Origin of the sequence: Streptomyces sp. NPDC029526 (assembly GCF_040637405.1) — a bacterium.
In the GTDB taxonomy this organism is placed as follows: domain Bacteria; phylum Actinomycetota; class Actinomycetes; order Streptomycetales; family Streptomycetaceae; genus Streptomyces.
The window spans coordinates 97,689-119,798 of the sequence record NZ_JBEZWE010000014.1; the positions used below are offsets into that span (position 1 = coordinate 97,689).

General features: G+C 75.0%; 17 protein-coding genes. 4 read left to right on the forward strand and 13 right to left on the reverse strand.

Translation table 11 applies throughout. The features are described 5' to 3' along the window. Positions 1-36: 36 nt before the first annotated feature. Together AB0F01_RS24620 and AB0F01_RS24625 are read left to right on the forward strand one after the other, a co-directional pair. Entirely contained in the window at positions 37-813 is a 777-nt protein-coding gene (locus tag AB0F01_RS24620) for an ABC transporter ATP-binding protein (RefSeq protein WP_362099637.1), read from the forward strand. After that, complete coding sequence (locus AB0F01_RS24625) at positions 810-2,402, forward strand: transporter (protein WP_362099640.1); 1,593 nt, start codon at positions 810-812, stop codon at positions 2,400-2,402. Before AB0F01_RS24620 ends, AB0F01_RS24625 begins: the two co-directional genes overlap by 4 nt. Positions 2,403-2,730: 328 nt before the next feature. Here the strand turns inward: AB0F01_RS24625 and AB0F01_RS24630 are convergent, their stop codons facing one another. Together AB0F01_RS24630 and AB0F01_RS24635 are read right to left on the reverse strand one after the other, a co-directional pair. After that, positions 2,731-3,615: an alpha/beta hydrolase gene (locus AB0F01_RS24630; protein ID WP_362099643.1), complete on the reverse strand. Its 885-nt coding sequence runs from the start codon at positions 3,613-3,615 to the stop codon at positions 2,731-2,733. A gap of 833 nt (positions 3,616-4,448) precedes the next feature. Next, positions 4,449-5,141, reverse strand: coding sequence for a metal-dependent transcriptional regulator (locus tag AB0F01_RS24635; protein ID WP_362099646.1), 693 nt, complete (start codon positions 5,139-5,141; stop codon positions 4,449-4,451). A gap of 454 nt (positions 5,142-5,595) precedes the next feature. Between AB0F01_RS24635 and AB0F01_RS24640 the strand changes: the two genes are divergently transcribed. After that, a complete protein-coding gene (locus tag AB0F01_RS24640) occupies positions 5,596-6,351 on the forward strand; it encodes an SIS domain-containing protein (RefSeq protein WP_362099649.1) in 756 nt (251 codons plus the stop codon). Between the two features lie 313 nt (positions 6,352-6,664). On the opposite strand, the gene AB0F01_RS24645 is transcribed toward AB0F01_RS24640, so the two are convergent. Both AB0F01_RS24645 and AB0F01_RS24650 read right to left on the reverse strand, forming a co-directional pair. Next, a complete protein-coding gene (locus AB0F01_RS24645) occupies positions 6,665-8,062 on the reverse strand; it encodes a PAS domain-containing protein (protein WP_362099652.1) in 1,398 nt (465 codons plus the stop codon). A gap of 778 nt (positions 8,063-8,840) precedes the next feature. Continuing rightward, positions 8,841-9,941 (reverse strand): citrate synthase 2, encoded by a 1,101-nt coding sequence (locus tag AB0F01_RS24650; RefSeq protein ID WP_362099655.1) that lies wholly within the window; start codon positions 9,939-9,941, stop codon positions 8,841-8,843. Between the two features lie 400 nt (positions 9,942-10,341). On the opposite strand from AB0F01_RS24650, the gene pdxH reads away from it, so the two are divergent. Next, positions 10,342-11,028: a pyridoxamine 5'-phosphate oxidase gene (gene pdxH / locus AB0F01_RS24655; RefSeq protein WP_362099657.1), complete on the forward strand. Its 687-nt coding sequence runs from the start codon at positions 10,342-10,344 to the stop codon at positions 11,026-11,028. A 28-nt stretch (positions 11,029-11,056) separates the two neighbouring features. On the opposite strand, the gene AB0F01_RS24660 is transcribed toward pdxH, so the two are convergent. The 9 genes from AB0F01_RS24660 to AB0F01_RS24700 are packed head-to-tail and all read right to left on the reverse strand — an operon-like array spanning position 11,057 to position 21,879. Continuing rightward, positions 11,057-11,596, reverse strand: a complete 540-nt coding sequence (locus tag AB0F01_RS24660) for a hypothetical protein (protein ID WP_362099660.1) — start codon at positions 11,594-11,596, stop codon at positions 11,057-11,059. 21 nt (positions 11,597-11,617) lie between these two features. After that, positions 11,618-12,232, reverse strand: a complete 615-nt coding sequence (locus AB0F01_RS24665; RefSeq protein WP_362099663.1) for a TetR/AcrR family transcriptional regulator — start codon at positions 12,230-12,232, stop codon at positions 11,618-11,620. After that, on the reverse strand, positions 12,220-12,954 hold the full coding sequence (locus tag AB0F01_RS24670) for an enoyl-CoA hydratase family protein (protein ID WP_362099666.1): 735 nt from the start codon (positions 12,952-12,954) through the stop codon (positions 12,220-12,222). The genes AB0F01_RS24665 and AB0F01_RS24670 overlap by 13 nt, the downstream gene beginning before the upstream one ends. Further along, entirely contained in the window at positions 12,951-14,531 is a 1,581-nt protein-coding gene (locus AB0F01_RS24675; RefSeq protein ID WP_362099669.1) for a 4-coumarate--CoA ligase family protein, read from the reverse strand. Before AB0F01_RS24675 ends, AB0F01_RS24670 begins: the two co-directional genes overlap by 4 nt. Before the next feature lie 41 nt (positions 14,532-14,572). Further along, complete coding sequence (locus tag AB0F01_RS24680) at positions 14,573-15,736, reverse strand: acyl-CoA dehydrogenase family protein (protein ID WP_362099672.1); 1,164 nt, start codon at positions 15,734-15,736, stop codon at positions 14,573-14,575. Continuing rightward, positions 15,733-17,793 (reverse strand): biotin carboxylase N-terminal domain-containing protein, encoded by a 2,061-nt coding sequence (locus tag AB0F01_RS24685; protein ID WP_362099674.1) that lies wholly within the window; start codon positions 17,791-17,793, stop codon positions 15,733-15,735. The genes AB0F01_RS24680 and AB0F01_RS24685 overlap by 4 nt, the downstream gene beginning before the upstream one ends. A 5-nt stretch (positions 17,794-17,798) precedes the next feature. Further along, positions 17,799-19,397 (reverse strand): carboxyl transferase domain-containing protein, encoded by a 1,599-nt coding sequence (locus AB0F01_RS24690; RefSeq protein ID WP_362099677.1) that lies wholly within the window; start codon positions 19,395-19,397, stop codon positions 17,799-17,801. Beyond that, positions 19,394-21,088: an acyclic terpene utilization AtuA family protein gene (locus AB0F01_RS24695; RefSeq protein ID WP_362099680.1), complete on the reverse strand. Its 1,695-nt coding sequence runs from the start codon at positions 21,086-21,088 to the stop codon at positions 19,394-19,396. The genes AB0F01_RS24690 and AB0F01_RS24695 overlap by 4 nt, the downstream gene beginning before the upstream one ends. Further along, positions 21,085-21,879, reverse strand: coding sequence for a TIGR03084 family metal-binding protein (locus tag AB0F01_RS24700; RefSeq protein ID WP_362099683.1), 795 nt, complete (start codon positions 21,877-21,879; stop codon positions 21,085-21,087). The genes AB0F01_RS24695 and AB0F01_RS24700 overlap by 4 nt, the downstream gene beginning before the upstream one ends. Between the last annotated feature and the right edge of the window lie 231 nt (positions 21,880-22,110).

Genomic DNA, 22,110 nt, shown 5'->3' on the forward strand with positions numbered 1-22,110 from the left:
CCCCCCGTAGGGTTTCGGGCGACGGAGGGAGACGCGGTGGGTGCTGGTGCCGTACGTGTGGAAGGGCTCTGGAAGCGGTTCGGGCAGCAGGTCGCGGTCGCCGGGATCGACCTGGAGCTGCCCGCGGGCCGCTTCATCGGGCTCGTCGGTCCGAACGGGGCCGGGAAGACCACGACGCTGTCGATGGTGACCGGCCTCCTCCGGCCCGACGCGGGCACGGTCGAGGTCGTCGGCCACGACGTGTGGCGGGACCCGGTCCCGGTCAAGGCGCGCATCGGCGTGCTGCCCGAGGGCCTCCGGCTGTTCGACCGGCTCTCGGGCCGCGAACTCCTCGGCTACGCGGGCCGTCTGCGCGGGCTGCCCGGCGCCGAGGTCGACAAGCGGGCCGGCCAGCTCCTGGACGTCCTGGACCTGGCCGGCGCCCAGCACAAGCTGGTGGTCGACTACTCCACCGGCATGCGCAAGAAGATCGGCCTCGCCACCGCCCTGCTGCACAACCCCGAAGTCCTCTTCCTGGACGAGCCGTTCGAGGGCGTCGACCCGGTCTCCGCGCAGACCATCCGGGGCGTCCTGGAGCGCTACACCGCCTCCGGCGCCACCGTCGTGTTCTCTTCCCACGTCATGGAGCTGGTCGAGTCGCTGTGCGACTGGGTGGCGGTGATGGCGGCGGGCCGGATCCGCGCGCACGGCCCGCTCGCGGAGGTGCGCGGCGACGCGGCCTCGCTCCAGGAGGCGTTCCTCGCCCTCGTCGGGGCGCACGGCCGGGACGCCGCCTCCGACCTGGACTGGCTCGGCGGCGGGGGCGCCCGGTGAGCGCGCCCGCCCTCACCCCCGTCCTCGTCCGGCTGAAGCTGTCCCTGCTGCGCAACGGCCTGCGCGGCTCGGGCGGACGCCGCGCCGCCTACCTCGCCTCGGCGGTCTTCGCGCTGCTGTTCGCCGCGCTCCAGGTGGTCGGCCTGGTCGCGCTGCGCGGGGTCGGGCACGTGGAGTCCCTGGTGGTCCTGCTGGTGGCGGTGCTGGCACTGGGCTGGGCGGTGATGCCGCTGTTCTTCCCCAGCGGCGACGAGACCCTCGACCCGACCCGGCTGGTGATGCTGCCGCTGCGTCCGCGACCGCTGGTGCGGGGGCTGCTGGTGGCGTCGCTGGTGGGCATCGGGCCGCTGTTCACGCTGTGCCTGCTCGTGGGTTCGGTGATCGCGGTGGCGGACGGCGCCGCCGCCCTCGCGGCCGGGGCGGTCGCCGTGCCGCTGGCCCTGCTGGTGTGCGTGGCGCTCGCCCGGGCGGTCGCGGCGGCCAACGTGCGGCTGCTGAGCAGCCGCCGGGGCCGGGACCTCGCGGTGCTCAGCGGCCTGCTGATCGCGGTCGGCGCGCAGGTGGTCAACTTCGGCGCCCAGCGGATCGGCTCCTCCGGGCTGAAGCAGCTCGCTCCGGTCGCGGACGTCCTCGCCTGGGTCCCGCCGGCCTCCGCGCTCGCCGCCGTGCACGCGGCGGGCGAGGGCGCCCACGCGGTCGCCGCCGCCCGGCTCGCCCTGTGCGCGGGCGCCCTGGCCGTCCTGCTGGCCCTGTGGACACGCTCGCTGACCCGGCTGATGACGGCCCCCGACGGCTCCACGCTGCCGTCCTCGCGGGCCGCCGTCCGCGACCGCCCCTCCGGCACCCTCGCCCGGCTGCTGCCCGCGGGCCGCACCGGCACCGTCGCGGACCGCGGTCTGCGCTACGTCTGGCGGGACCCCAAGACCAAGGCCGCGTGGGTGACCTCCCTGGCGATCGGCCTGATCGTGCCGGTCTTCAACGCCTGGCAGGGCACCGGCTCCGTCTACTTCGCCTGCTTCGCCGCCGGGATGCTCGGCATCATGATGTACAACCAGTTCGGCCAGGACACCTCGGCCTTCTGGATCGTCGCGACGACGGTCTCCTCCGCCCGGGACGCCCACGCCGAGCTGCGCGGCCGGGCGCTGGCCCTGGTACTGATCACCCTGCCGTACGCCACCTTCGTGACCGTCCTGACCGCGGCCGTGCTCGGCGACTGGCGGCGGGTGCCGGAGGCGCTGGGCCTGTCCTTCGCCCTGCTCGGGGCGATGCTGGCGACCGGGGCGTGGACCTCGGCCCGCTTTCCCTACTCCATCCCGCAGGAGGGCTACAAGAACGTCGCCCCCGGCCAGACCGGCCTCGCCTGGATCTCCGTCTTCGGCGGCATGGTCGCGGCGGCGCTGCTCTGCGCCCCGGTCATCACGGCGGCGATCTGGCTCAACGTCAGCGCGGGCGGCGGCCCGTGGACCTGGCTGCTGCTGCCCGTCGGCACCCTGTACGGGGCCGCCCTCACCGTCGTCGGCCTGCGTCTGGCCGCCCCCCGCACGGCGGCCCGCCTGCCGGAGATCCTCGCGGCGGTCAGCAGGGCGTAGCCCGGCGGGAGGGGTGCGGCGGGCGGCGGGACGCGGGTGCGGCGGCAGGCGCGGCGGCGGGTACACGGGAGGAGGGCAGCGGGCGGCGGGACACGGGCGCGGCGGCGGGCCTACGGGAGGGGGGCCGGGGCCCGCCGGGCCGCCCGCCCCGTCCGTCAGTCCGACCGTCCGCCCGTCAGTCACGCCGTCCTGCCCATCCGTTCGTGAGGACGCCCGGTCCGTCCACCAGTCAGTCCGCCCCCTCAGTCAGTCCGTCCCCTGTGGCGGTCGGGCGGTCCGTCCCGTTCGGCCGCGGGCGGCCTGGTCGGGGGGCGGGTTCGGGGGTGGCTCAGGGGCGGGTCAGGGAGTCCAGGAAGGGCTCGACGGCGGCCCGCCAGGCGTCCGGCTGGTCGTAGTGGACCAGGTGGCCCGCGTCGGCGACCTCCGCGTACCGGCCGTGGGGCAGGACGCGGACCATCTCCTGGGCCTCCGCCCGGCCCAGTTCGCCGTCCAGGCCCCGGACCACCAGGGCGGGACAGCGGACCTGGGTCAGCTCCTCCCAGTGGGCGTCGTAGACCCAGGTCTCGCGGGAGCGGAGCATCTGCTCCGGGTCGAAGACCGGACGCCAGCCGTCGGCGGCCTCGGCCATCACCTCGGCGTAGAACTCGCCCCGGGCCGGGTTCGGCCGCTCCACCCAGGGGTCGTCCTCCCCGAACCACTTGCGGACGTCGGCGAGCGTGGCGAACGGGACCGGCCACGCCTGGAACCACGCGTCCCACTCCCGCTGCGACGCGGCGCCGAGCGCGGAGGCCCGCATGTCGCTGATGATCAGCCCCCGCACCAGGTCGGGCCGCTTGGCGGCGAGCTGCCAGGCGGTCAGCGCGCCCATGGCGTGGCCGATGAGCACGGCCGGGCCGAGGCCGAGCTGGTCGAGGGCGGCCTCGGCGTCGTCGACGTAGGCGTCGCGGCCGAAGGCGGCCAGCGGCGGCTTCTCGCTGCGGCCGTGGCCGCGCTGGTCCAGGGCGACGGCCCGGTACCGCTCGGAGAGCCAGCGGGCGGTGGACGCCCAGTGCGAGGCGCGGCCCATCAGGCCGTGCAGTAACAGCACGCCCCCGGCGCCCCGGGCGCCGTCGCCGGCGTCGTCCCGGTCGGGCGCGGTCTTGGGCGGGTCGCCGAACTCCCAGGCGGCCAGACGTATGCCGTCCGCCCCCGTCACGTCGATGCGTCGCGCCATGGTCTGGCACCCCCAAGCTCGCTGCCTGTCGTGCTCGTCCTGACGGCCCGGCCCGCCGTGGTGTTCCGGCCGCCGGGCCGGTGCCGCGTCCGCCGAAGCCACATCCGCCGGTGCCTCATCCGCCGATGCCGCGTCCGCCGTTGCGGCGGGTGTTGCGTCCTTGCTGCCGACCGTCCATCCGCAGGCTATCGAATACCTATTCGAAAATAGCGTCTCGCCCGGCAACACCCCTCATACGAGTGACACCCTGTCACGATTGACTGCCGCGCCCCGGGGGAGATCTTCATCGGGAGGCGGACCGCTCGGGGAAAAACGGTCCGCGGGGGATGACCCTGGGAGCTCGGGGCTCCGGGTCAGCACAGGGGAGGACAGGCCCCGGCGCCGTAGGGCGCCGGGGCCCCTCACGTGGTCACGGCACATCCTCCCGCCCTCCCCGGCCGCGGGCCGGCGCCGTCCGGCCCGGCCATGAGCCCTTCAGGTATATGCACCACGCGACAGCCTCGCACGGGAACGGGCCGCGCGGAGCCGTTCCGCGCACTGGCTCCCGGATTCGGCGCGGAACCGGCCACGCCTCCCCGGGACGCCCACCCTCCGACGCCCCAACTCCCGCCTGCTGTGCGGCAGTTGCTGGGGTGCGGGAACGGGCCCCGGAAGCCCGCCGGGCAGCCCGCGCCCCGGGCGCACCCTCGCCCGGGGCCGCCCTGACGGCGGCGCCCCGGCCGACCCGCCCGCGCCGACCCCCCGGGCCCACCCGCGACGGACCCCGGGGCCCGTCCGCAACGGCTCCCGGGGCGGCTGTGCGCGGCTGTGCGCGTCGGCGCGCGCCCGGCGGCTCAGGGCTTGGCGACGAAGACGTGCGAGGCGACGTCCGAGGCCAGCTCGGCGGCCTCGCCGCCGCTGCCCACCAGCACCCCGCCCGCCGACTCCGTCACACTCACCACGGAACCGGGCTGCACGCCCGCGCGGCGCAGCGTGTACATCAGCTGGGCGTCCGTCTGGATGGGCTCGCCGATCCGGCGCACCACGACGTTCTTGCCCTCGGCGCCCGGGTCGAGGTCGGCCAGCGAGACCATGCCCTCGTCCAGGAACGGATCGGCGCCGTCCTTCTCGCCGAGTTCCTCCAGGCCCGGGATGGGGTTGCCGTACGGCGACTCGGTGGGGTGCCGCAGCAGCTCCAGCACCCGGCGCTCGACGGCCTCGCTCATGACGTGCTCCCAGCGGCACGCCTCGGCGTGGACCTGCTCCCACTCCAGGCCGATCACGTCGACGAGCAGGCACTCGGCGAGCCGGTGCTTGCGCATCACGCGGGTGGCCAGGCGGCGGCCCTCGTCGGTGAGCTCCAGGTGCCGGTCGGCCGCGACGGAGACCAGTCCGTCACGCTCCATGCGCGCCACCGTCTGGCTGACCGTCGGGCCGCTCTGGTCGAGCCGCTCGGCGATCCGGGCACGCATGGGGACCACCCCTTCCTCCTCCAGCTCGAGGATGGTGCGGAGATACATCTCCGTGGTGTCGATCAGTCCGGACATACGTGCCCCTCGATTAGCTCTGCGATCGGCTCTGCCGGAGGCTGGACGGCTCACCGGCTCCTGCGCTGGCCCTGGACTCAATTCTTACGCATCCGGCCGACAACCGGCCCCCTCGGTGCGCACAAGCGCACGAACAGGCGGTGCCCGGCCTTCCCGGCCACTCCTGCACGCCCCCTCACGGGCCCTTCCGCCGCCCCTCCGCGCCCCCGCGGCGGCCCTCTTCCGCAGCCCTTCGGCAACCCCCTCCTCCGCCCGCCCCTCCTCCGCCCCGCCGTGGCCCCCGCGCGTCGTCCGGCGGGGCCCCTCCGGGGTCCGTCCGCGGCCCCGCCCCGGCCCCGTCCCGACGGCCGAGGGGGGACGAACCGCACCTGGCGGTCCGGCGACGCCGTATTGACAGGGCACTGGTCCAGACCGCACGGTGATCCGCGACACAGCCACCTCGAAGGGATGCCGCATGAGCGACCGCACGCCGGCCGACCGGTTCCTCGACGCCGCGACGGACCTGCTGCACCGGGTCCGCGACGAGGAGGCCGGGGCCATCGCGGCGGCGGGCACCCTGATCGCCGACACCGCGGCGGACGGCGGACGGCTGTTCGCCTTCGGCGCCGGCCACTCCTCGCTCGCCGCGCAGGACCTCGTGTACCGCGCGGGCGGCCTCGCCCTGATGAACCTGCTCGCCGTCCCCGGCGTCGTGGGCGTCGACGTCATGCCCGCCACGCTCGGTTCGGCCCTGGAGCGGGTGGACGGCCTCGCGTCCACCGTCCTGGACGCCTCGCCGGTGCGCGCCGGGGACGTGCTGGTGATCATCTCGCTGTCCGGCCGCAACGCGCTCCCGGTGGAGATGGCGATGCACGCCCGCGCCCTGGGCGTGCGGGTCGTCGGGGTGACGTCGGTGGCGTACGCCTCGCAGACCGCCTCCCGGCACGCCTCGGGGACGTTCCTCAAGGACCACTGCGACGTCGTGCTGGACTCCAAGATCGCGGTCGGCGACGCGGAGCTGACCCACGACCGGATCCCGGCGCCGTTCGCCCCCGCCTCCACCGTGGTCACCACGGCACTGCTCCAGGCGGTCATGGCGACCGCCGCCGCCACGCTCGCCGACCGGGGCGTCGAGCCGCCGCTGCTGCGCTCGGGCAACGTCGACGGCGGCCTGGAGTGGAACGACCGCGTCTTCGAGGAGTACGGCGACCGGATCTACTACCGCCGCTGACCGGAGGACCACACCACCGGCGCCCCGCGCGGTCCGGGCCCCTCCCCTGCCCACCGGGCCCCGGCACAAGCCCGCCGGGCCCCGGCACGTGCCCACCGGGCCCCGGCACGGGTCCGTCGGACACCTCCCACTCCGATCAGACCCCTTCACGCAGGCCGGACGCCTCCCACGCCCGCGGGTGCCGCGGGCGCGCGGACCAGGGCACTCCGCCAGACCGTCCGGACCGCGCCCCGCGCCGCGGTCGCCCGCGTCACCTCGGGGCCCCCGGCGGACCGCCCGCGTCCACCGGAAATACCGCGCGGGCCCCGCCGCCCTACTCCTCGCCGAGGATCCCCGCCAGGTCCAGAGCGGTGGCGATGCGCAGGGCCACGTCCTCGGCGTACAGCGTGTCCGCGCGTTCGAAGGCGGACCGGCCCGCCCCACGCAGAAACGTCACGGCACCCAGTGTCCGGCCACGGCTGCGCAGCACCGTGCACAGGGCGTGCGCGGTGTCCGGCGGCCACTGGCGGGCCACCGCCCAGGCGCGCGCCTCGTCGCCGGCACCGGCGGCCACCCGCACCGACCCGGCCCGCTGCACGCACTGCAGCGCCGGGTGCTTCTCGCCGTAGCGCACGGGCAGGCCCGCCCGGCCGGCCAGCCGGCTCGGCCCCGGCGCGCCGGACGGGGTGGCCGCGATCCGCACCAGCCGGACGGGGCCGGTGTCCCCCGCGCGGACCGGACGCTCGGCCACCCGGTCGATCAGCGCGTGGTCGGCGAACCCGGCGAGCGCGAAGTCCAGGTGGACGGTGACCGCCTCGGCCGGGTCCTCGCACTCGGCCGCCGCCCGCGCCGCCCGGTGCAGTTGCTGCGTGCGGAACCGCAGCAGGGACGCCTCCTGCTCGCCCTGCCGGGTCTCGGTCACGTCCTGGAACAGCCAGCCCACCCCGAGCGGCACCGGTTCCTCCGCGAGCGGCGAGGACAGCCGGACGAAACCGCTGCGCCAGCACCGCCGCCGCTCCCCCTCCGGCGTGCGCACGCTGACCCAGATCTCCGCGGGCGCGGGCGGGGCACCCTCCGCCAGCACATGGGTCAGGGCACTCTCCAGCTCCTCCACGCCCTGCGTCAGCAGCTCGCCGAGCGGGCGCCCGAGGACGGCCGTGCGCCCGGCACCCAGTGCCTTCGCCGCGTGGCCGTTGACCACGGCGGGCCGCAGGTCCGCGTCAACCAGGACGACCCCCCAGCTCGCCTCCTCCAGAAGGGCCTCGCTGAGGGCGATGGAGCGTTCCAGGTCGATCTGGGCGTGCACCTCGCTGAACGCGCAGTACACCCCGGCCGCCCGCCCGTCCGGCCCGCGCACGGCCGCGGACTGGGTGCGCACCAGCACCCGCCCGCCGTCCTTGGTCAGCAGCGCGAACTCGTGCACCTGGCGGCCCGGGGCGTCCATGGCCGACAGCAGCCGCGCCTCGACCTCCTCGGCGTCGGCGCTGCGCACCGCCCACCCGGCGAAGCCGTGCCGCCCGACCGCCTCGGCCGCGGTCCAGCCGAGGATGCGTTCCGCCTCGCGGTTCCAGTGCGTCACCACGCCGTCGGCGTCGAAGGCGCACAGCGCCGCGTCCATGCCGTCGAGCAGCGCGGCGAGCAGGTCGGACCCGCCCGCGCCGTCGCGACCCACCCGCCCGGGCTCGTCGGGACCGAGCTCGTCGGTGGCCCCACTACGCCGGGAAGCACTCACCTGGACCCCCTGCCGGCTGCGTCCGCACGTACCGCACGTTCGGTTCGCTCACGTGCAACTATTCAACGTGAACGTGACTCAGCGCACATCGGGTTCCCGCAAGATTGTGGGAATCGTTGTGCGGCGCCACGCTCTCACGCGGTCGGCGCCCCGCCGTCATCCGGCCGGCGCCGGGTCGTTCCCCGGGCGACGGCTCCGCTGCCCCGCCGGGCGTCGCCCTTCGGTCTCGTTCCCCGTCCGGGGCCCGGCGAGCCCGCACCGCCCCGTCGTGCCGGCCGGCCGCGCCTCGCCGAGGTACCGCTTCCGCACCGGCCGGCAGGGCTCGACGTCCTCCCGGCCGGACAGCGGGTACCGCCCCGCCGCAGGTCGGCGGCGGTGCGGCCCGCCGCACGGTGCGTGCCGTCCGGCGGGCGGTCCCGGGCCCGAGAAAAAAGCGCTTGCCTCGGGGGCGGGGCACTTTTTAGGGTTCCCGGTACACGAGAAGGGAGGTGGTTCGGCAGATGTATGACAACCGGACGCGTGAGGTGACTGCGGGCTAGCGGCCCGTCACCCACTCAGTGCGGTGCCGGACCAGCGCGTGATCCACGCGCGCAGCCGGCCCAGTCCCAAGCAGTCACCCGACCCGCGAGTCGCCGGTACGTCCGGCCGGCTCCTCCCCGGAGGAACCCGACTCGCGGGTCGTCTGCGTTCCCGGGCCGCCCACCGCGTCGCCCGTCCGCCGCGACGGCCCGTGCACCGCGTCGTGCCCGTGCACCGCGTCGGTCCGTGCGTCACACGGTCAGCGCGCGATGTCCCCGTAGCCCTCGATCTCGCGCGGGTCGCGCGTGCCGGGACCCATGTAGCGGGCGGACGGGCGGACGAGGCGGCCGGTGCGCTTCTGCTCCAGGATGTGCGCGGACCAGCCCGCCGTGCGGGCGCAGGTGAACATCGACGTGAACATGTGCGCCGGGACCTCGGCGAAGTCCAGGACGATCGCCGCCCAGAACTCGACGTTGGTGGCCAGCACCCGGTCGGGGCGCCGGGCGTGCAGTTCGGCCAGGGCCGCCTTCTCCAGGGCCTCGGCGACCTCGTAGCGCGGGGCGCCCAGTTCGCGGGCGGTGCGGCGCAGCACGCGGGCGCGGGGGTCCTCGGCCCGGTAGACCCGGTGTCCGAAGCCCATCAGGCGCTCGCCCTTGTCGAGGGTGCTGCGGACGTACGCCTCGGCGTCCCCGGTGCGCTCGATCTCCTCGATCATGTGCAGCACCCGGGAGGGGGCGCCGCCGTGCAGCGGGCCCGACATCGCGCCGACGGCACCGGAGAGGGCCGCCGCGACGTCCGCGCCGGTGGAGGCGATGACCCGGGCGGTGAAGGTGGACGCGTTCATGCCGTGCTCGGCCGCGGACGTCCAGTAGGCGTCCACCGCCGCCACGTGCCGCGGGTCGGGCTCGCCCCGCCAGCGGATCATGAAGCGTTCGACGATGGACTCGGCCTTGTCGATCTCGCGCTGCGGCACCATGGGCCGCCCCTGACCGCGCGCGGACTGGGCCACGTAGGACAGCGCCATGACGGCGGCACGGGCGAGGTCGTCGCGGGCCTGGGCGGCATCGATGTCGAGCAGCGGTTTCAGGCCCCAGACGGGTGCCAGCATGGCGAGCGCGGACTGCACGTCGACGCGTATGTCACCGGAGTGCACGGGGATGGGGAACGGCTCGGCGGGCGGCAGGCCGGGGTTGAAGGCGCCGTCGACGAGCAGGCCCCAGACGTTGCCGAAGGAGACCTGACCGACCAGGTCCTCGATGTCGACGCCCCGGTACCGGAGGGCACCGCCCTCCTTGTCCGGTTCGGCGATCTCCGTTTCGAACGCGACGACTCCTTCGAGCCCGGGTACGAAGTCGGACATCAGGCGGCTCCTCGTGATGTGGATGACGGATGACGTTCTGCGTCTGTGGGGGGAGACGGACCGTGACCGGCCGTGCGGGTCCCGCGACGGTCGGACGGGTCCGGGGGGTCGTGGCTGGGGTGTGAGGGGTGGAGGGGGTGAGTGGGGTGGATGAGGTTTCGGGGACCGGGCCGGTCGGCTGCTGCTGCTGCTGCGGGGGATCGTCCGGTGGATCCTCGGTCCTGACGGGAGGGCTCGCGGTCCGGGACGTCACCCCTGTGATGCCCGGCCGGCGGTCACCCAACCGGGTCAGTGCCAGCACGATATCCCTGAGTGCCAGTTTTGGGGAGTGTCGGCGGCACTGAGTGCCACCTGGGATGCGTTCCGTGACCGGGGCCACATCTGTCCACGGCGTCCGGGCATGCGGCAGGATGACGCTGTGACCGACCCAGACGCCGCGCCCCTCGATCTCGCCGCGATGCGCAAGCAGTACCGGGCCGACGGGCTCACCGAGGCCGAGCTGGCCGCCTCCCCCGTCGAGCAGTTCGCCCGCTGGTTCAAGCAGGCGGCGACGGACGGCGGGCTGTTCGAGCCGAACGCCATGATCGTGTCCACGGCCGACCCGGAGGGCCGGCCCAGCGCCCGCACGGTGCTGCTGAAGCAGTTCGACGACGACGGATTCGTCTTCTACACCAACCACGACTCCCGCAAGGGCCGCGAACTGACCGCGAACCCGCACGTCTGCCTGCTCTTCCCGTGGCACCCGATGGCCCGCCAGGTCGTCGTCACCGGCGTCGCCCGGCGCACCGGCCGCGACGAGACGGCCCGCTACTTCCGCACCCGCCCGCACGGCTCCCAGCTCGGCGCCTGGGCCAGCAGCCAGTCCTCGGTGATCTCCGGGCGCGCGGAGCTGGACGCCGCCTACGCCGAGCTCGCCGACCGCTACCCGGAGGGCGAGCAGGTGCCGGTGCCGCCGCACTGGGGCGGCTTCCGGGTGACCCCGCACACCGTGGAGTTCTGGCAGGGCCGGGAGAACCGCCTGCACGACCGGCTGCGGTACGTGGCACTGGACGAGGGCGGCTGGCGGGTGGAGCGGCTGGCGCCCTGACGGGCCGGGCGCCCCGGGGACGGGTCCCCTACAGCTTGCCCCAGACGTACGCGGTGCGGTGCCCGTCCAGCACCGCGGCGGTCCGGGCGCGGAAGGGGGCCCCGAGGTCGGGCCAGTTCCGGAACTCCAGACCGAGGGCGCCCAGCGCGAGGGGGGCCTCGTCCCAGGTCCACTCCTGGACGGGGACGGCCAGGGCGCACCCGGGGCAGGCGACCGCCGCGGCGCCCGCCTCCTTCCAGGTCCGCAGGGCGTCGCAGAACCGCTCCCAGAACCCGTCGTCCAGGTCGGTGGCGGTCCCGCAGGCGGGGCACCGGGCCGCGCCGGGGAGGTCGGCGCCGCTGGTGAACCCGGCGCGCCCGGTGTGCACGGTCAGGCCGTCGGTCGGGGACCGGTCCGGTTCACCGTCCGCCACCCGGTGCCAGTGCGGGCCGGGCGGGTGCTCCGCGGGCCCGCCGGGCAGGCGGGGCCCGGGCGGGGGCAGGACGATGCCCTCGGCCACGAGCCACTCCACGGCGCGGCGTGCGAGCCGCTCCGCCTCCTCCCCGGTCGCGTCAATGTCGACGATCACCTGGTAGTGGTCGCCCACGGCTCAGCCCAGCGCCTCGTCCAGCAGCGCCGCCCACTGGGCGACCACCCGGTCGCGGCGGGCGGTGTCGTCGGTGAGGAGGTTGGCCAGGCCCAGTCCGCGTGCCATGTCGAGCAGGCCCTGCACGCTCTCGCGGACGCCGGGGCGGCTCTCGTCGGCGCCGAGGAGTTCCACGGCGATGCGGTGGGTCTCCCGGCCCACCCGGGACTCCAGCTCGGTCACCCGCGCGCCCAGCTGCTCCTCGTTGGAGGCGGCGACCCACAGGTGCAGGGCGGCCCGGAACAGCGGGCCGGTGAACAGGTCCACGAGGGCGGCCACCACCGCGCGGCGCTCCCCGGCGCCGGCGCCCTCGGGGAACAGGGCGCGCAGGGCGGTGGAGCGCTCCTCGGCGACGTACTCGACGGCCGCCGTGAACAGGTCCTCGCGGGTCGGGAAGTGGTGCTGGGCGGCGCCCCGCGACACCCCGGCCCGTTCGGCCACCACGGAGACCGTCGACCCGGCCCAGCCGTGTTCGGCGAGGCAGGCCACCGCGGCCTCCAGCAGGCGCTGCCGGGTGGCCCGGCTGCGGTCCTGCTTGGGGACGCGTCCGGCCCGTTCGGCCGTGTTCACACCACCCATGTCGGATCCCGTCGTTCGAGGAAGGCCGTCATTCCCTCGCGCGCGTGGTCGGAGGCGAACAGCCGGGCCGAGAGCGCGGTCAGGCCGGCCGCGTCCCGGTCGAATGTCTCCAGCACCCTAGCCGTGAGCAGTCGTTTCGTCTCGGCCAGGGCCTCGGGCGACGAGCGGCGCAGGCCGTCGAGGATCGGCGCGAGCACGGCGTCGACGTCCGGGCCGGAGGCGGTGAGCAGGCCGATGCGGGTGGCCTCGGCGGCGTCGAAGCGCTCCCCGGTGAGGTAGAGGCGGGCGAGGGCGCGCGGGTCGGTGCGGGGCAGCAGCGGCAGCGAGATCACGACCGGGGCGACCCCGATGCGGACCTCGGTGAAGGCGAACGTGGCGTCCTCGGAGGCGGCCGTGATGTCGCAGGCGGCCAGCAGGCCGAGGCCGCCGGCGCGGACGTGCCCGGTGACCCGCGCGACGACGGGCTTCGGCAGTTCGACGAGCTGCCGCAGCAGCGCCACCAGGGCGTCGGGGTCGGGCGGGTCGCGCAGGTCGGCGCCGGCGCTGAAGGTGGTGCCGGTGTGGGTGAGGACGACCGCGCGGACCCCGGGGTCCCGCCCGGCCGCGGCCAGCGCGTCGGCGAGGTCGCCGACGAGGGCCGCGGACAGGGCGTTGCGGCGTTCCGGGGCGTCGAGCGCGAGCGTCTCGACGCCCCGGGCGCGGGTGCGGGCGATCAGGGTCACGAGGGCTCCTCGGGCGCCGACCGGAGTTCGCGGCGCAGGATCTTGCCGGACGCGGCGCGGGGCACGGCGTCCAGGAAGGTGACCCGGCGGACCCGCTTGTAGGGGGCGACGCGTTCGGCGACGTACATCATGACCTCCCCCTCGGTCAGGCCGGGGGCGGACGGCTGACGCACCACGTGGGCGTGCGGGACCTCGTTGCCGTTCTCGTCGCGCTCGCCGATGACGGCGGCGTCGGCGATGCCGGGGTGGGTCAGCAGCAGCGCCTCGAGTTCGGCGGGGGCCACCTGGAAGCCCTTGTACTTGATCAGCTCCTTGACCCGGTCGACGACGAACAGCCAGCCCTCACCGTCCACGTGTCCCACGTCCCCGGTGTGCAGCCACCCGTCCTCGTCGATCATCGCCGCGGTGGCGTCGGGACGGCCGAGGTAGCCCTTCATCACCTGCGGGCCGCGGATCAGGATCTCGCCGGACTCGCCGGGCCCGAGGTCCTTGCCGGGGTCGTCCAGGGACACGATGCGCATCTCGGTGCCCGCGATCAGCTTGCCGACGGTGCCCGGCGGCGCCTGGTCCATGAGGTCCAGGGGGACCACGTGGGTGCCCGGGGACAGCTCCGTCATGCCGTACGCCTGGCCGACGGGCGGCAGGCCGAGCCGTCGGGAGCAGGCGGCGGCCAGGTGCGCGTCGAGGGGTGCGGCGGCGCTGATGACGTGCTCCAGGGAGGACAGGTCGTACTCGGCGACCATCGGGTGCTTGGCGAGGGCGAGGACGATGGGCGGGGCCACGTACAGGGCGGTGATGCGGTGGTTCTGGATCGCGGCGAGGAACTGTTCCAGGTCGAAGCGGGGCAGCACGACGACGGTGGCGCCCTGCCGCAGCGGGGCGTTCATCAGGGCGGTCAGGCCGTAGATGTGGAAGAACGGCAGCACGGCGAGGATGCGGTCGCCGGGGCCCGCGGTGATGGCCGGTTCGAGCTGGGCGAGGTTGGTGGCGATCTGCCGGTGGGTGAGCATCACGCCCTTGGGCAGGCCGGTGGTGCCGGAGGAGTACGGCAGCGCGGCCACGTCCTCGGCGGGGTCGATGTCGACCTCCGGTTCGGGCGCGGTGCAGGCCAGCATGTCGATCAGGGAACGGTGGCCGGGCGCGCTGTCGCAGACCAGGATCTCCTCGACCCCGCCGGCGATCTCCGCGGCCCGGCGCGCGGACTCCAGCAGCGGGGAGACGGTGACGATCCAGCGGGCTCCGGAGTCCGTGAGCTGTTTGCCGCACTCCTCGGCGGTGGCGAGCGGGTGGACGGTGGTGACGGAGGCGCCCGCGCGGGTGGCGGCGTAGAAGGCGGTGGGGAAGGCGACGGTGTTGGGGCTGTGCAGGGCGAGCACGTCGCCCTTGCGCACCCCGGCCTCGGCGAGCCCGGCGGCCACCCGGCGGTGGAAGCGGTCGAGTTGTTCGTAGGTGAGGGTGGTGCCGTCGGTGCCGTCGATGAGGGCCGGGTGGGAGCCGAACTCGGCGGCGCGTGCCAGGACCGCGTCGTGGATGGGCAGGTCGACCGGCTCGACGTCTGCGTACGTGCTGCGGAACATGGTTCCTCCTCCCGCGCCGGACGGCGGTCCGGCGGGTGTCGTCAGTACGACTTGGGCAGACCCAGGGTCTGGTGGGAGACGTAGTTGAGAATCATCTCCCTGCTCACCGGAGCAATACGAGACACGCGCGCCGCCGTTATCAACGAGGCGAGGCCGAACTCGCGCGTCAGGCCGTTGCCGCCGAGGGTGTGCACGGCCTGGTCGACGGCCCTCACGCACGCCTCGCCCGCCGCGTACTTGGCCATGTTGGCGGCCTCACCGGCGCCGATGTCGTCGCCCGCGTCGCACAGGTGGGCGGCCTTCTGCATCATCAGACGGGCCAGCTCCAGTTCGATGTGCGCCTGGGCGAGGGGGTGGGCGATGGCCTGGTGGGCGCCGATCGGGACCTTCCACACGGTGCGTTCCCGGGCGTACTCGACGGCCCGGGCGAGGGCGTAGCGGCCCATGCCGATCGCGAAGGCGGCGCCCATGATGCGCTCGGGGTTGAGACCGGCGAACAGTTGGAGCAGCCCCGCGTCCTCGTCGCCCACCAGGGCACCGGCGGGCAGCCGCACGTCGTCGAGGGTCAGCTCGAACTGCTTCTCGGAGGCGTTGAGTTCCATGTCGATGGCCCGCCGCCGGAAGCCCTCGGCGTCGCGCGGGACGATGAAGAGGCAGGGCTTGAGGTTCCCGGTGCGGGCGTCCTCGGTGCGGCCCACGACGAGGGTGGCCTCGGCGGTGTCGACGCCGGAGACGAACACCTTGCGGCCGGTGAGGACCCAGTCCCCGGTGTCCGTGTCGCGCCGGGCGGTGGTGGTGATGCGGTGGGAGTTGGAGCCGGCGTCGGGTTCGGTGATGCCGAAGGCCATGGTGCGGGTGCCGTCCGCGAGGGCGGGCAGCCACTCCCGCTTCTGCTCCTCGGTGCCGAAGCGGGCGATCACCGTGCCGCAGATCGCTGGCGACACCACCATCATCAGCAGCGGACATCCGGCCGCGCCCAACTCCTCCAGCACGATGGACAGTTCGGCGATGCCGCCGCCCCCGCCGCCGTACTCCTCGGGCAGGTTGACGCCGAGGTAGCCCAACTTGGCGGCCTCCGCCCAGAGTTCTGCCGGGTGACGGCCGGAGGAGACCGCGTTGGTGAGGTAGTCACGGCCGTACTTGGCGCCCAGGGCGGCGACGGCCGCGCGCAGGGCCTGGTGCTCTTCGGACTCGATCACGCTCATGGACGCTCCTCGGCGGAGTCGGAGGTATCGGGGGCACCGGAAGGACCGGGCGGGGCGGAGGTGTCGGGGGCACCGGAAGGACCGGGCGCGGCGGGGGACGGCCCGGGCGTCGCGGGCGTCGCGGGGACGTCGTCGGGGGCGGAGGCGGGACCGGTGGCCGGCTGCACCACGGCCAGCAGCGTGCCGGGTTCCACCTGGCGGCCCGCCACGGCGTGCAGGGCGGTGAGGACGCCGGCGGCCGGGGCGGTGATCCGGTGCTGCATCTTCATGGCCTCCAGCCACAGCAGCGGCTGTCCGGCCTCCACGGTCACCCCCTCCGCCAGGCCGTCCGCGACGCGCACGACGGTGCCCGGCATGGGCGCCACCAGGGACCCGGGGGCGAGCTGGGCCTCGGGGTCGGGGAAGCGGGGCAGGGCGGTGAGGGCGAGGCCGTTGACGTACACCTGGTCGCCGTAGCGGGCGACGGTGTAGCGGCACCGTACGCCGTCCGCCTCCAGCACCACGAGGTCCGGCCCGGCGTGCACCACCCGCACCCCGTCGGCCGCCGGGCCCTCCCGGGTGTGCCGGTAGCGCACCTCGTGCTCCTCGCCCGCCAGCGCGTACCGCTTGACCTGCGGCTGGGCGGGCAGGTTGCGCCAGCCGCCGAAGCGGGAGCGGCCGTGGGCGTCGGCGAGGGCGGCGGCCAGCGCGGCCAGCGGGGGCCGCGCGGCGGCCCCGTCGAGGGCGGTGGCGGGAGACGGGCGGACATCCGGGCTCGTGGCCGGGGCGGTCAGAGCGGACAGGTGCCGGTCGTAGAAGCCGGTGTTCATGCGGCCCTGTGCGAACTCCTCGTGCCGCAGCGAGCGCACCAGCAGGTCCCGGTTGGTGACCGGGCCGTGGATGTCGGCGCGTTCGAGCGCGGCGGCCAGTTTCCGGACGGCCTCGGCGCGGGTGGGGGCGTGGGCGACGACCTTGGCGAGCATCGGGTCGTAGTGGACGCCGACGGTGTCGCCGTCGGTGTACCCGGTGTCCAGGCGCGCGTGGCCCGGGACGGCGAGGCGGTGCAGGCGGCCGGTCTGCGGGGCCCACCCGCGGGCGGGGTCCTCGGCGTAGAGGCGGGCCTCGACGGCGTGCCCGTGCGGGCGCGGCGGCTCGCCGGCCAGGGCGTGCCCCTCGGCGATCCGGATCTGCTCGGCGACGAGGTCGAGGCCGAACACGGCCTCGGTGACCGGGTGTTCCACCTGGAGCCGGGTGTTCATCTCCAGGAAATGCGCCCGGTCACCGGCCACCAGGAACTCCACGGTGCCCGCGCCCACGTAGGAGACGGCCCGCGCGGCGCGCACCGCCAGGGCGTGCAACTCCTCGGTGAGCCGCGGGGACAGGCCGGGCGCCGGGGCCTCCTCGATCACCTTCTGGTGGCGGCGCTGGAGGGAGCAGTCGCGGGTGCCGAGCGCCCACACGGTGCCGTGGGTGTCGGCGAGCACCTGCACCTCGACGTGCCGGCCGCCCGCCTCACCGCCGAGGTACGGCTCGACGAACACCTCGCCGTCGCCGAAGGCGCTCACCGCCTCCGCGCGGGCGGCGGCCCGTTCCGCGTCCAGGTCCTCGAGGCGCCGCACGACCCGCATCCCGCGTCCGCCGCCGCCCGCCGCCGCCTTCACCAGCACCGGCAGGTCGGCCTCGGTGACGTCGGTCAGGGGCTCGATGCCCATGAGCTGCTTGGCCCGCGTCTTGGACGCCATCGCCTCGATGGCCTCGGGCGGCGGCCCGATCCACACCAGTCCGGCGTCCCGCACGGCGCGCGCGAAGTCCGCGTTCTCGGAGAGGAATCCGTACCCGGGGTGCACGGCGTCGGCCCCGGTCGCCAGGGCGGCCTTCACGATCAGGTCGCCGCGCAGGTAGGTGTCGGCGGGCGCCGCCCCCGGGAGCCGCACCGCGAGGTCGGCCGTCCGCGTGTGCAGGGCGTCCTGGTCGGCGTCGGAGTGCACGGCGACGGTCGTGATGCCCAGCTCACGGCAGGTGCGGGCGATGCGGCAGGCGATCTCGCCCCGGTTCGCGACGAGCACAGAAGTGATCATGGTCCTCACATCCGGAAGACGCCGAAGCCGCCCCGCGCACCCTCGAAGGGGGCGGTGTGGACGGCAGACAGGCACAGGCCGAGCACGGTCCGGGTGTCGCGCGGGTCGATGACCCCGTCGTCGTACAGCCGCCCGGACAGGAACATCGGCAGGGACTCCGACTCGATCTGCTGCTCCACCATCGCGCGCAGCGCCGCGTCGGCCTCGTCGTCGTAGGGCCGTCCCTTCGCCGCCGCCGACTGCCGGGCGACGATGGACAGGACGCCCGCGAGCTGCTGCGGGCCCATGACGGCGGATTTGGCGCTCGGCCAGGCGAACAGGAAGCGCGGGTCGTACGCCCGCCCGCACATGCCGTAGTGCCCGGCGCCGTAGGAGGCGCCCATCAGCACGGACAGGTGCGGGACACGGGAGTTGGAGACCGCGTTGATCATCATGGCGCCGTGCTTGATGATGCCGCCCTGCTCGTACTCCTTGCCGACCATGTAGCCGGTGGTGTTGTGCAGGAAGAGGAGCGGGATGTCGCGCTGGTTGGCGAGCTGGATGAACTGGGCCGCCTTCTGCGACTCCTCGCTGAACAGCACGCCCTGCGCGTTGGCGAGGATCCCGACCGGATAGCCGTGCAGCGCGGCCCAGCCGGTGGTGAGGCTGGTCCCGTACAGCGGCTTGAACTCGTCGAAGTCGGAGCCGTCGACGATGCGGGCGATCACCTCGCGCGGGTCGAAGGGGATCTTCAGGTCGCCGGGGACGATGCCCAGCAGCTCCTCCGGGTCGTACTTCGGCGGCTCGGCGGGGCCCGGATCCGGGTACGCCTTGCGGTGGTTGAGTCGGGCCACGACCCGGCGGGCCCGGCGCAGCGCGTCGGGTTCGTCGACGGCGAAGTGGTCGGCGAGGCCGGAGACGCGGGCGTGCATCTCGGCGCCGCCGAGCGACTCGTCGTCGCTCTCCTCCCCGGTGGCCATCTTGACCAGCGGCGGCCCGCCGAGGAACACCTTCGCCCGCTCCTTGACCATGATCACGTGGTCGGACATGCCGGGCACGTACGCGCCCCCGGCGGTGGAGTTGCCGAAGACGACGGCGACGGTGGGGATGCCGGCGGCGGACAGCCGGGTCAGGTCCCGGAAGATCGCGCCGCCGGGGATGAAGATCTCCTTCTGCGAGGGAAGGTCCGCGCCGCCGGACTCCACCAGGCTGATCACGGGCAGCCGGCTGGCGAAGGCGACCTCGTGGGCGCGCAGCGCCTTCTTCAGCGACCAGGGGTTGCTGGCCCCGCCGCGCACGGTCGGGTCGTTGGCGGTGATCAGGCACTCCACGCCCTCGACCACCCCGATCCCGGTGACCAGGGAGGCGCCGACGGTGTAGTCGCTCCCCCAGGCCGCCAGCGGGGACAGCTCCAGGAACGGCGTGTCGGGGTCGAGGAGCAGCTCGACGCGCTCGCGGGCGAGGAGTTTGCCGCGCCCGCGGTGCCGTGCCACGTACTTCTCGCCGCCGCCCGCGAGGGCCTTGGCGTGTTCGGTGTCGAGCTCGGCCAGCTTGACGAGCATGGCCTCGCGGTTCGCCCGGTATTCCGGGTCTCCGGTGTCCAGGGCCGAGCCGAGGACCGTCACAGCAGCACCTCCGGTAGGTCGACGTGGCGGGAGCGCAGCCATTCACCGAGCGCCTTGGCCTGGGGGTCGAAGCGGGCCTGCGCGGCGACGCCCTCGCCGAGGATCCCGGCGACGACGAAGTTCAGGGCGCGCAGGCGGGGCAGCACGTGCCGGGTGACGGGAAGGTCGCGGGCCTCGGGGATCAGCTCGCGGAACCGCTCGACGGTCAGCTCGTGGGCCAGCCACCGCCAGGCGTCGTCGGAGCGCACCCACACCCCCACGTTGGCGTCCCCGCCCTTGTCGCCGCTGCGGGCCCCGGCGACGCGGCCCAGCGGCGCCCGGACCGTCGGGCCCGCCGGCAGCGGCTCGGGGAGCGCGGGCTCCGGCACGTCGTCGAGGGCGGCCGTCTCGCGGGGCGGCTCGACCGGGACGCGGCGCCCGTCGGGCAGGACGGCCACGTGCGGGACGTCCTCCTGCGGCACGTACTCCCCCTCGAACACCCCGTAGGGGGCGCCCTTCCCGGGCGGGGCCAGGACGTGGAAGCCCGGGTAGCTCGCCAGGGCCAGCTCGACGGCGGCCCCGCTGAACGCCCTCCCGACCGCCTCCGCGGAGGGGTCCCGCACGACCAGCCGCAGCAGCGCGCTCGCCACCTCCTGGGTCGGGGCGTCGGGCCGGTCCGTGCGGACCAGTTCCCACCGTGCCTCAGCGGGCGGGGACTTGGCGAGCGCCTCGGTCATCTGGGCGCGCACCAGGTCCGCCTTGGCCTCGATGTCGAGCCCGGTGAGCACGAACACCACCTCGTTGCGGAACCCGCCGAGCCGGTTGAGTCCGACCTTCAGGGCGGGGGGCGGGGGCTCGCCGCGCACGCCGTCGATCCGCACCCGGTCCGGCCCCTGCCGGGTCAGCCGCACGGTGTCCAGGCGGGCGGTGGTGTCCGGCCCCGCGTACCGGGCGCCGGCCGTCTCGTACAGCAGTTGCGCCGTCACCGTGCCCACGTCGACGAAGCCGCCGGTGCCGGGGTGCTTGGTGACGACGCTGCTGCCGTCGGCGTGGATCTCGGCGACCGGGAAGCCGGGGTGGTGCAGGGCGTCGCCGTCCGGACACTCGCCGAAGAAGGCGTAGTTGCCGCCGGTGGCCTGGGTCCCGCACTCCAGCACGTGCCCGGCGACGACGGCGCCCGCCAGCCGGTCGTGGTCCGTCGGCCCCCAGCCGAAGTGGGCGGCGGCCGGCCCGGTGACCAGGGCCGCGTCGGTGACCCGCCCGGTGACGACCAGGTCGGCGCCCGCGCGCAGGCACTCCGCGATGCCGAACCCCCCGAGGTAGGCGTGCGCGGCGAGGCTGCCGGGGTGCCGGGCGGTGAGGTCGTCGCCCTCGACGTGGGCGACCCGTACGGGGATGCCGAGCCGGCCGGCCAGGGCCCGCACGGCGTCGGCGAGCCCGGCCGGGTTGAGCCCGCCCGCGTTGGTGACGATCCGCACGCCCCGCTCGTGGGCGAGCCCGAGGGTGTCCTCCAGCTGCCGCAGGAACGTGCGGGCGTAGCCGGCACCGGGGTCCTTCAGCCGGTCGCGGGCCAGGATGAGCATGGTCAGCTCGGCGAGGTAGTCGCCGGTGAGGACGTCCAGCTCCCCGCCGGTCAGCATCTCGCGCAGGGCGTCGGCGCGGTCGCCGTAGAAGCCGGAGAAGTTGCCGATGCGCAGGGGTGCGGCCGTCACCGGGCGTCCCCCTTCGGCGCCCGCCCGCCACCGGGCGGCCCGGCGAACGCCTGGGCGATGTCCAGCCAGCGGTCGGCGTCCGGCCCGTCGGCTCTCAGGGCGAGGTCGGCGCGGTGGGCGCGCTGGGTGACCAGCAGGCAGAAGTCGAGTGCGGGGCCGGTGACCCGCTGCGGCGCGTCCTCGGGGCCGTAGGTCCACAGCTCCCCGCCGGGCGCGGTCAGTTCGACGCGGAACGGCTCGGCGGGCGGCGTCAGCCCGTGCACCCCGTGGGCGAAGTCCCGGGTGCGGACGCCGAGTCGGGCGATGTGCCGCAGCCGCGCGGTGGGAGCACGCTCCACGCCCAGCGCGTCCGCCACGTCCAGGCCGTGCGCCCAGGTCTCCATCAGGCGGGCGGTGGCCATCGAGGCTGCCGACATCGGCGGCCCGTACCAGGGCAGCCGCACCCCTGACGGCACGGCCCGCAGCGCCGTGTCGAGCGCGTCCCGCCCCGCCCGCCACCGCTCCAGCAGCACGTCCGGCGGCACCCGGGCGCCTTCCTCGGCGCCCTCGTCCACGAACGTGTGCGGGGCGGCCAGGGCGGCCTCGACCAGCTTCCGGAACCCGTCCGCGTCGGTGGCGGCGACCAGCGCCGAGTGGTCGGTCCAGGCGAGGTGCGCGATCTGGTGGGCGACGGTCCAGCCGGGGGCGGGCGTCTCCAGCGCCCACCGCTCGGGACCGAGCCCGGCCACGAGCCGGTCCAGCTCCTCGCTCTCCTCCCGCAGATCGTCGATCACAGGCGTCGGATCGGACACGAGGCGCTCCCCTCGGGGCACGGACACGGCGGCGTGGACACGGCGGTGCGTGATCCGCGGTGCGTGACGCGAGGTGCGGCACGCTGTGCGGACGCGGTGTGCGTCGGGCATGCGGTGCGTATCGCCTGCGGTGCGTATCGCTTGCGGCGTGCAGCGCATGCGGTGCGCGGGACGCGGTGCGGACGCGGCGAGCATGGCAGGCCTGACGGCCCTTATCAAGCATGCGTGCAT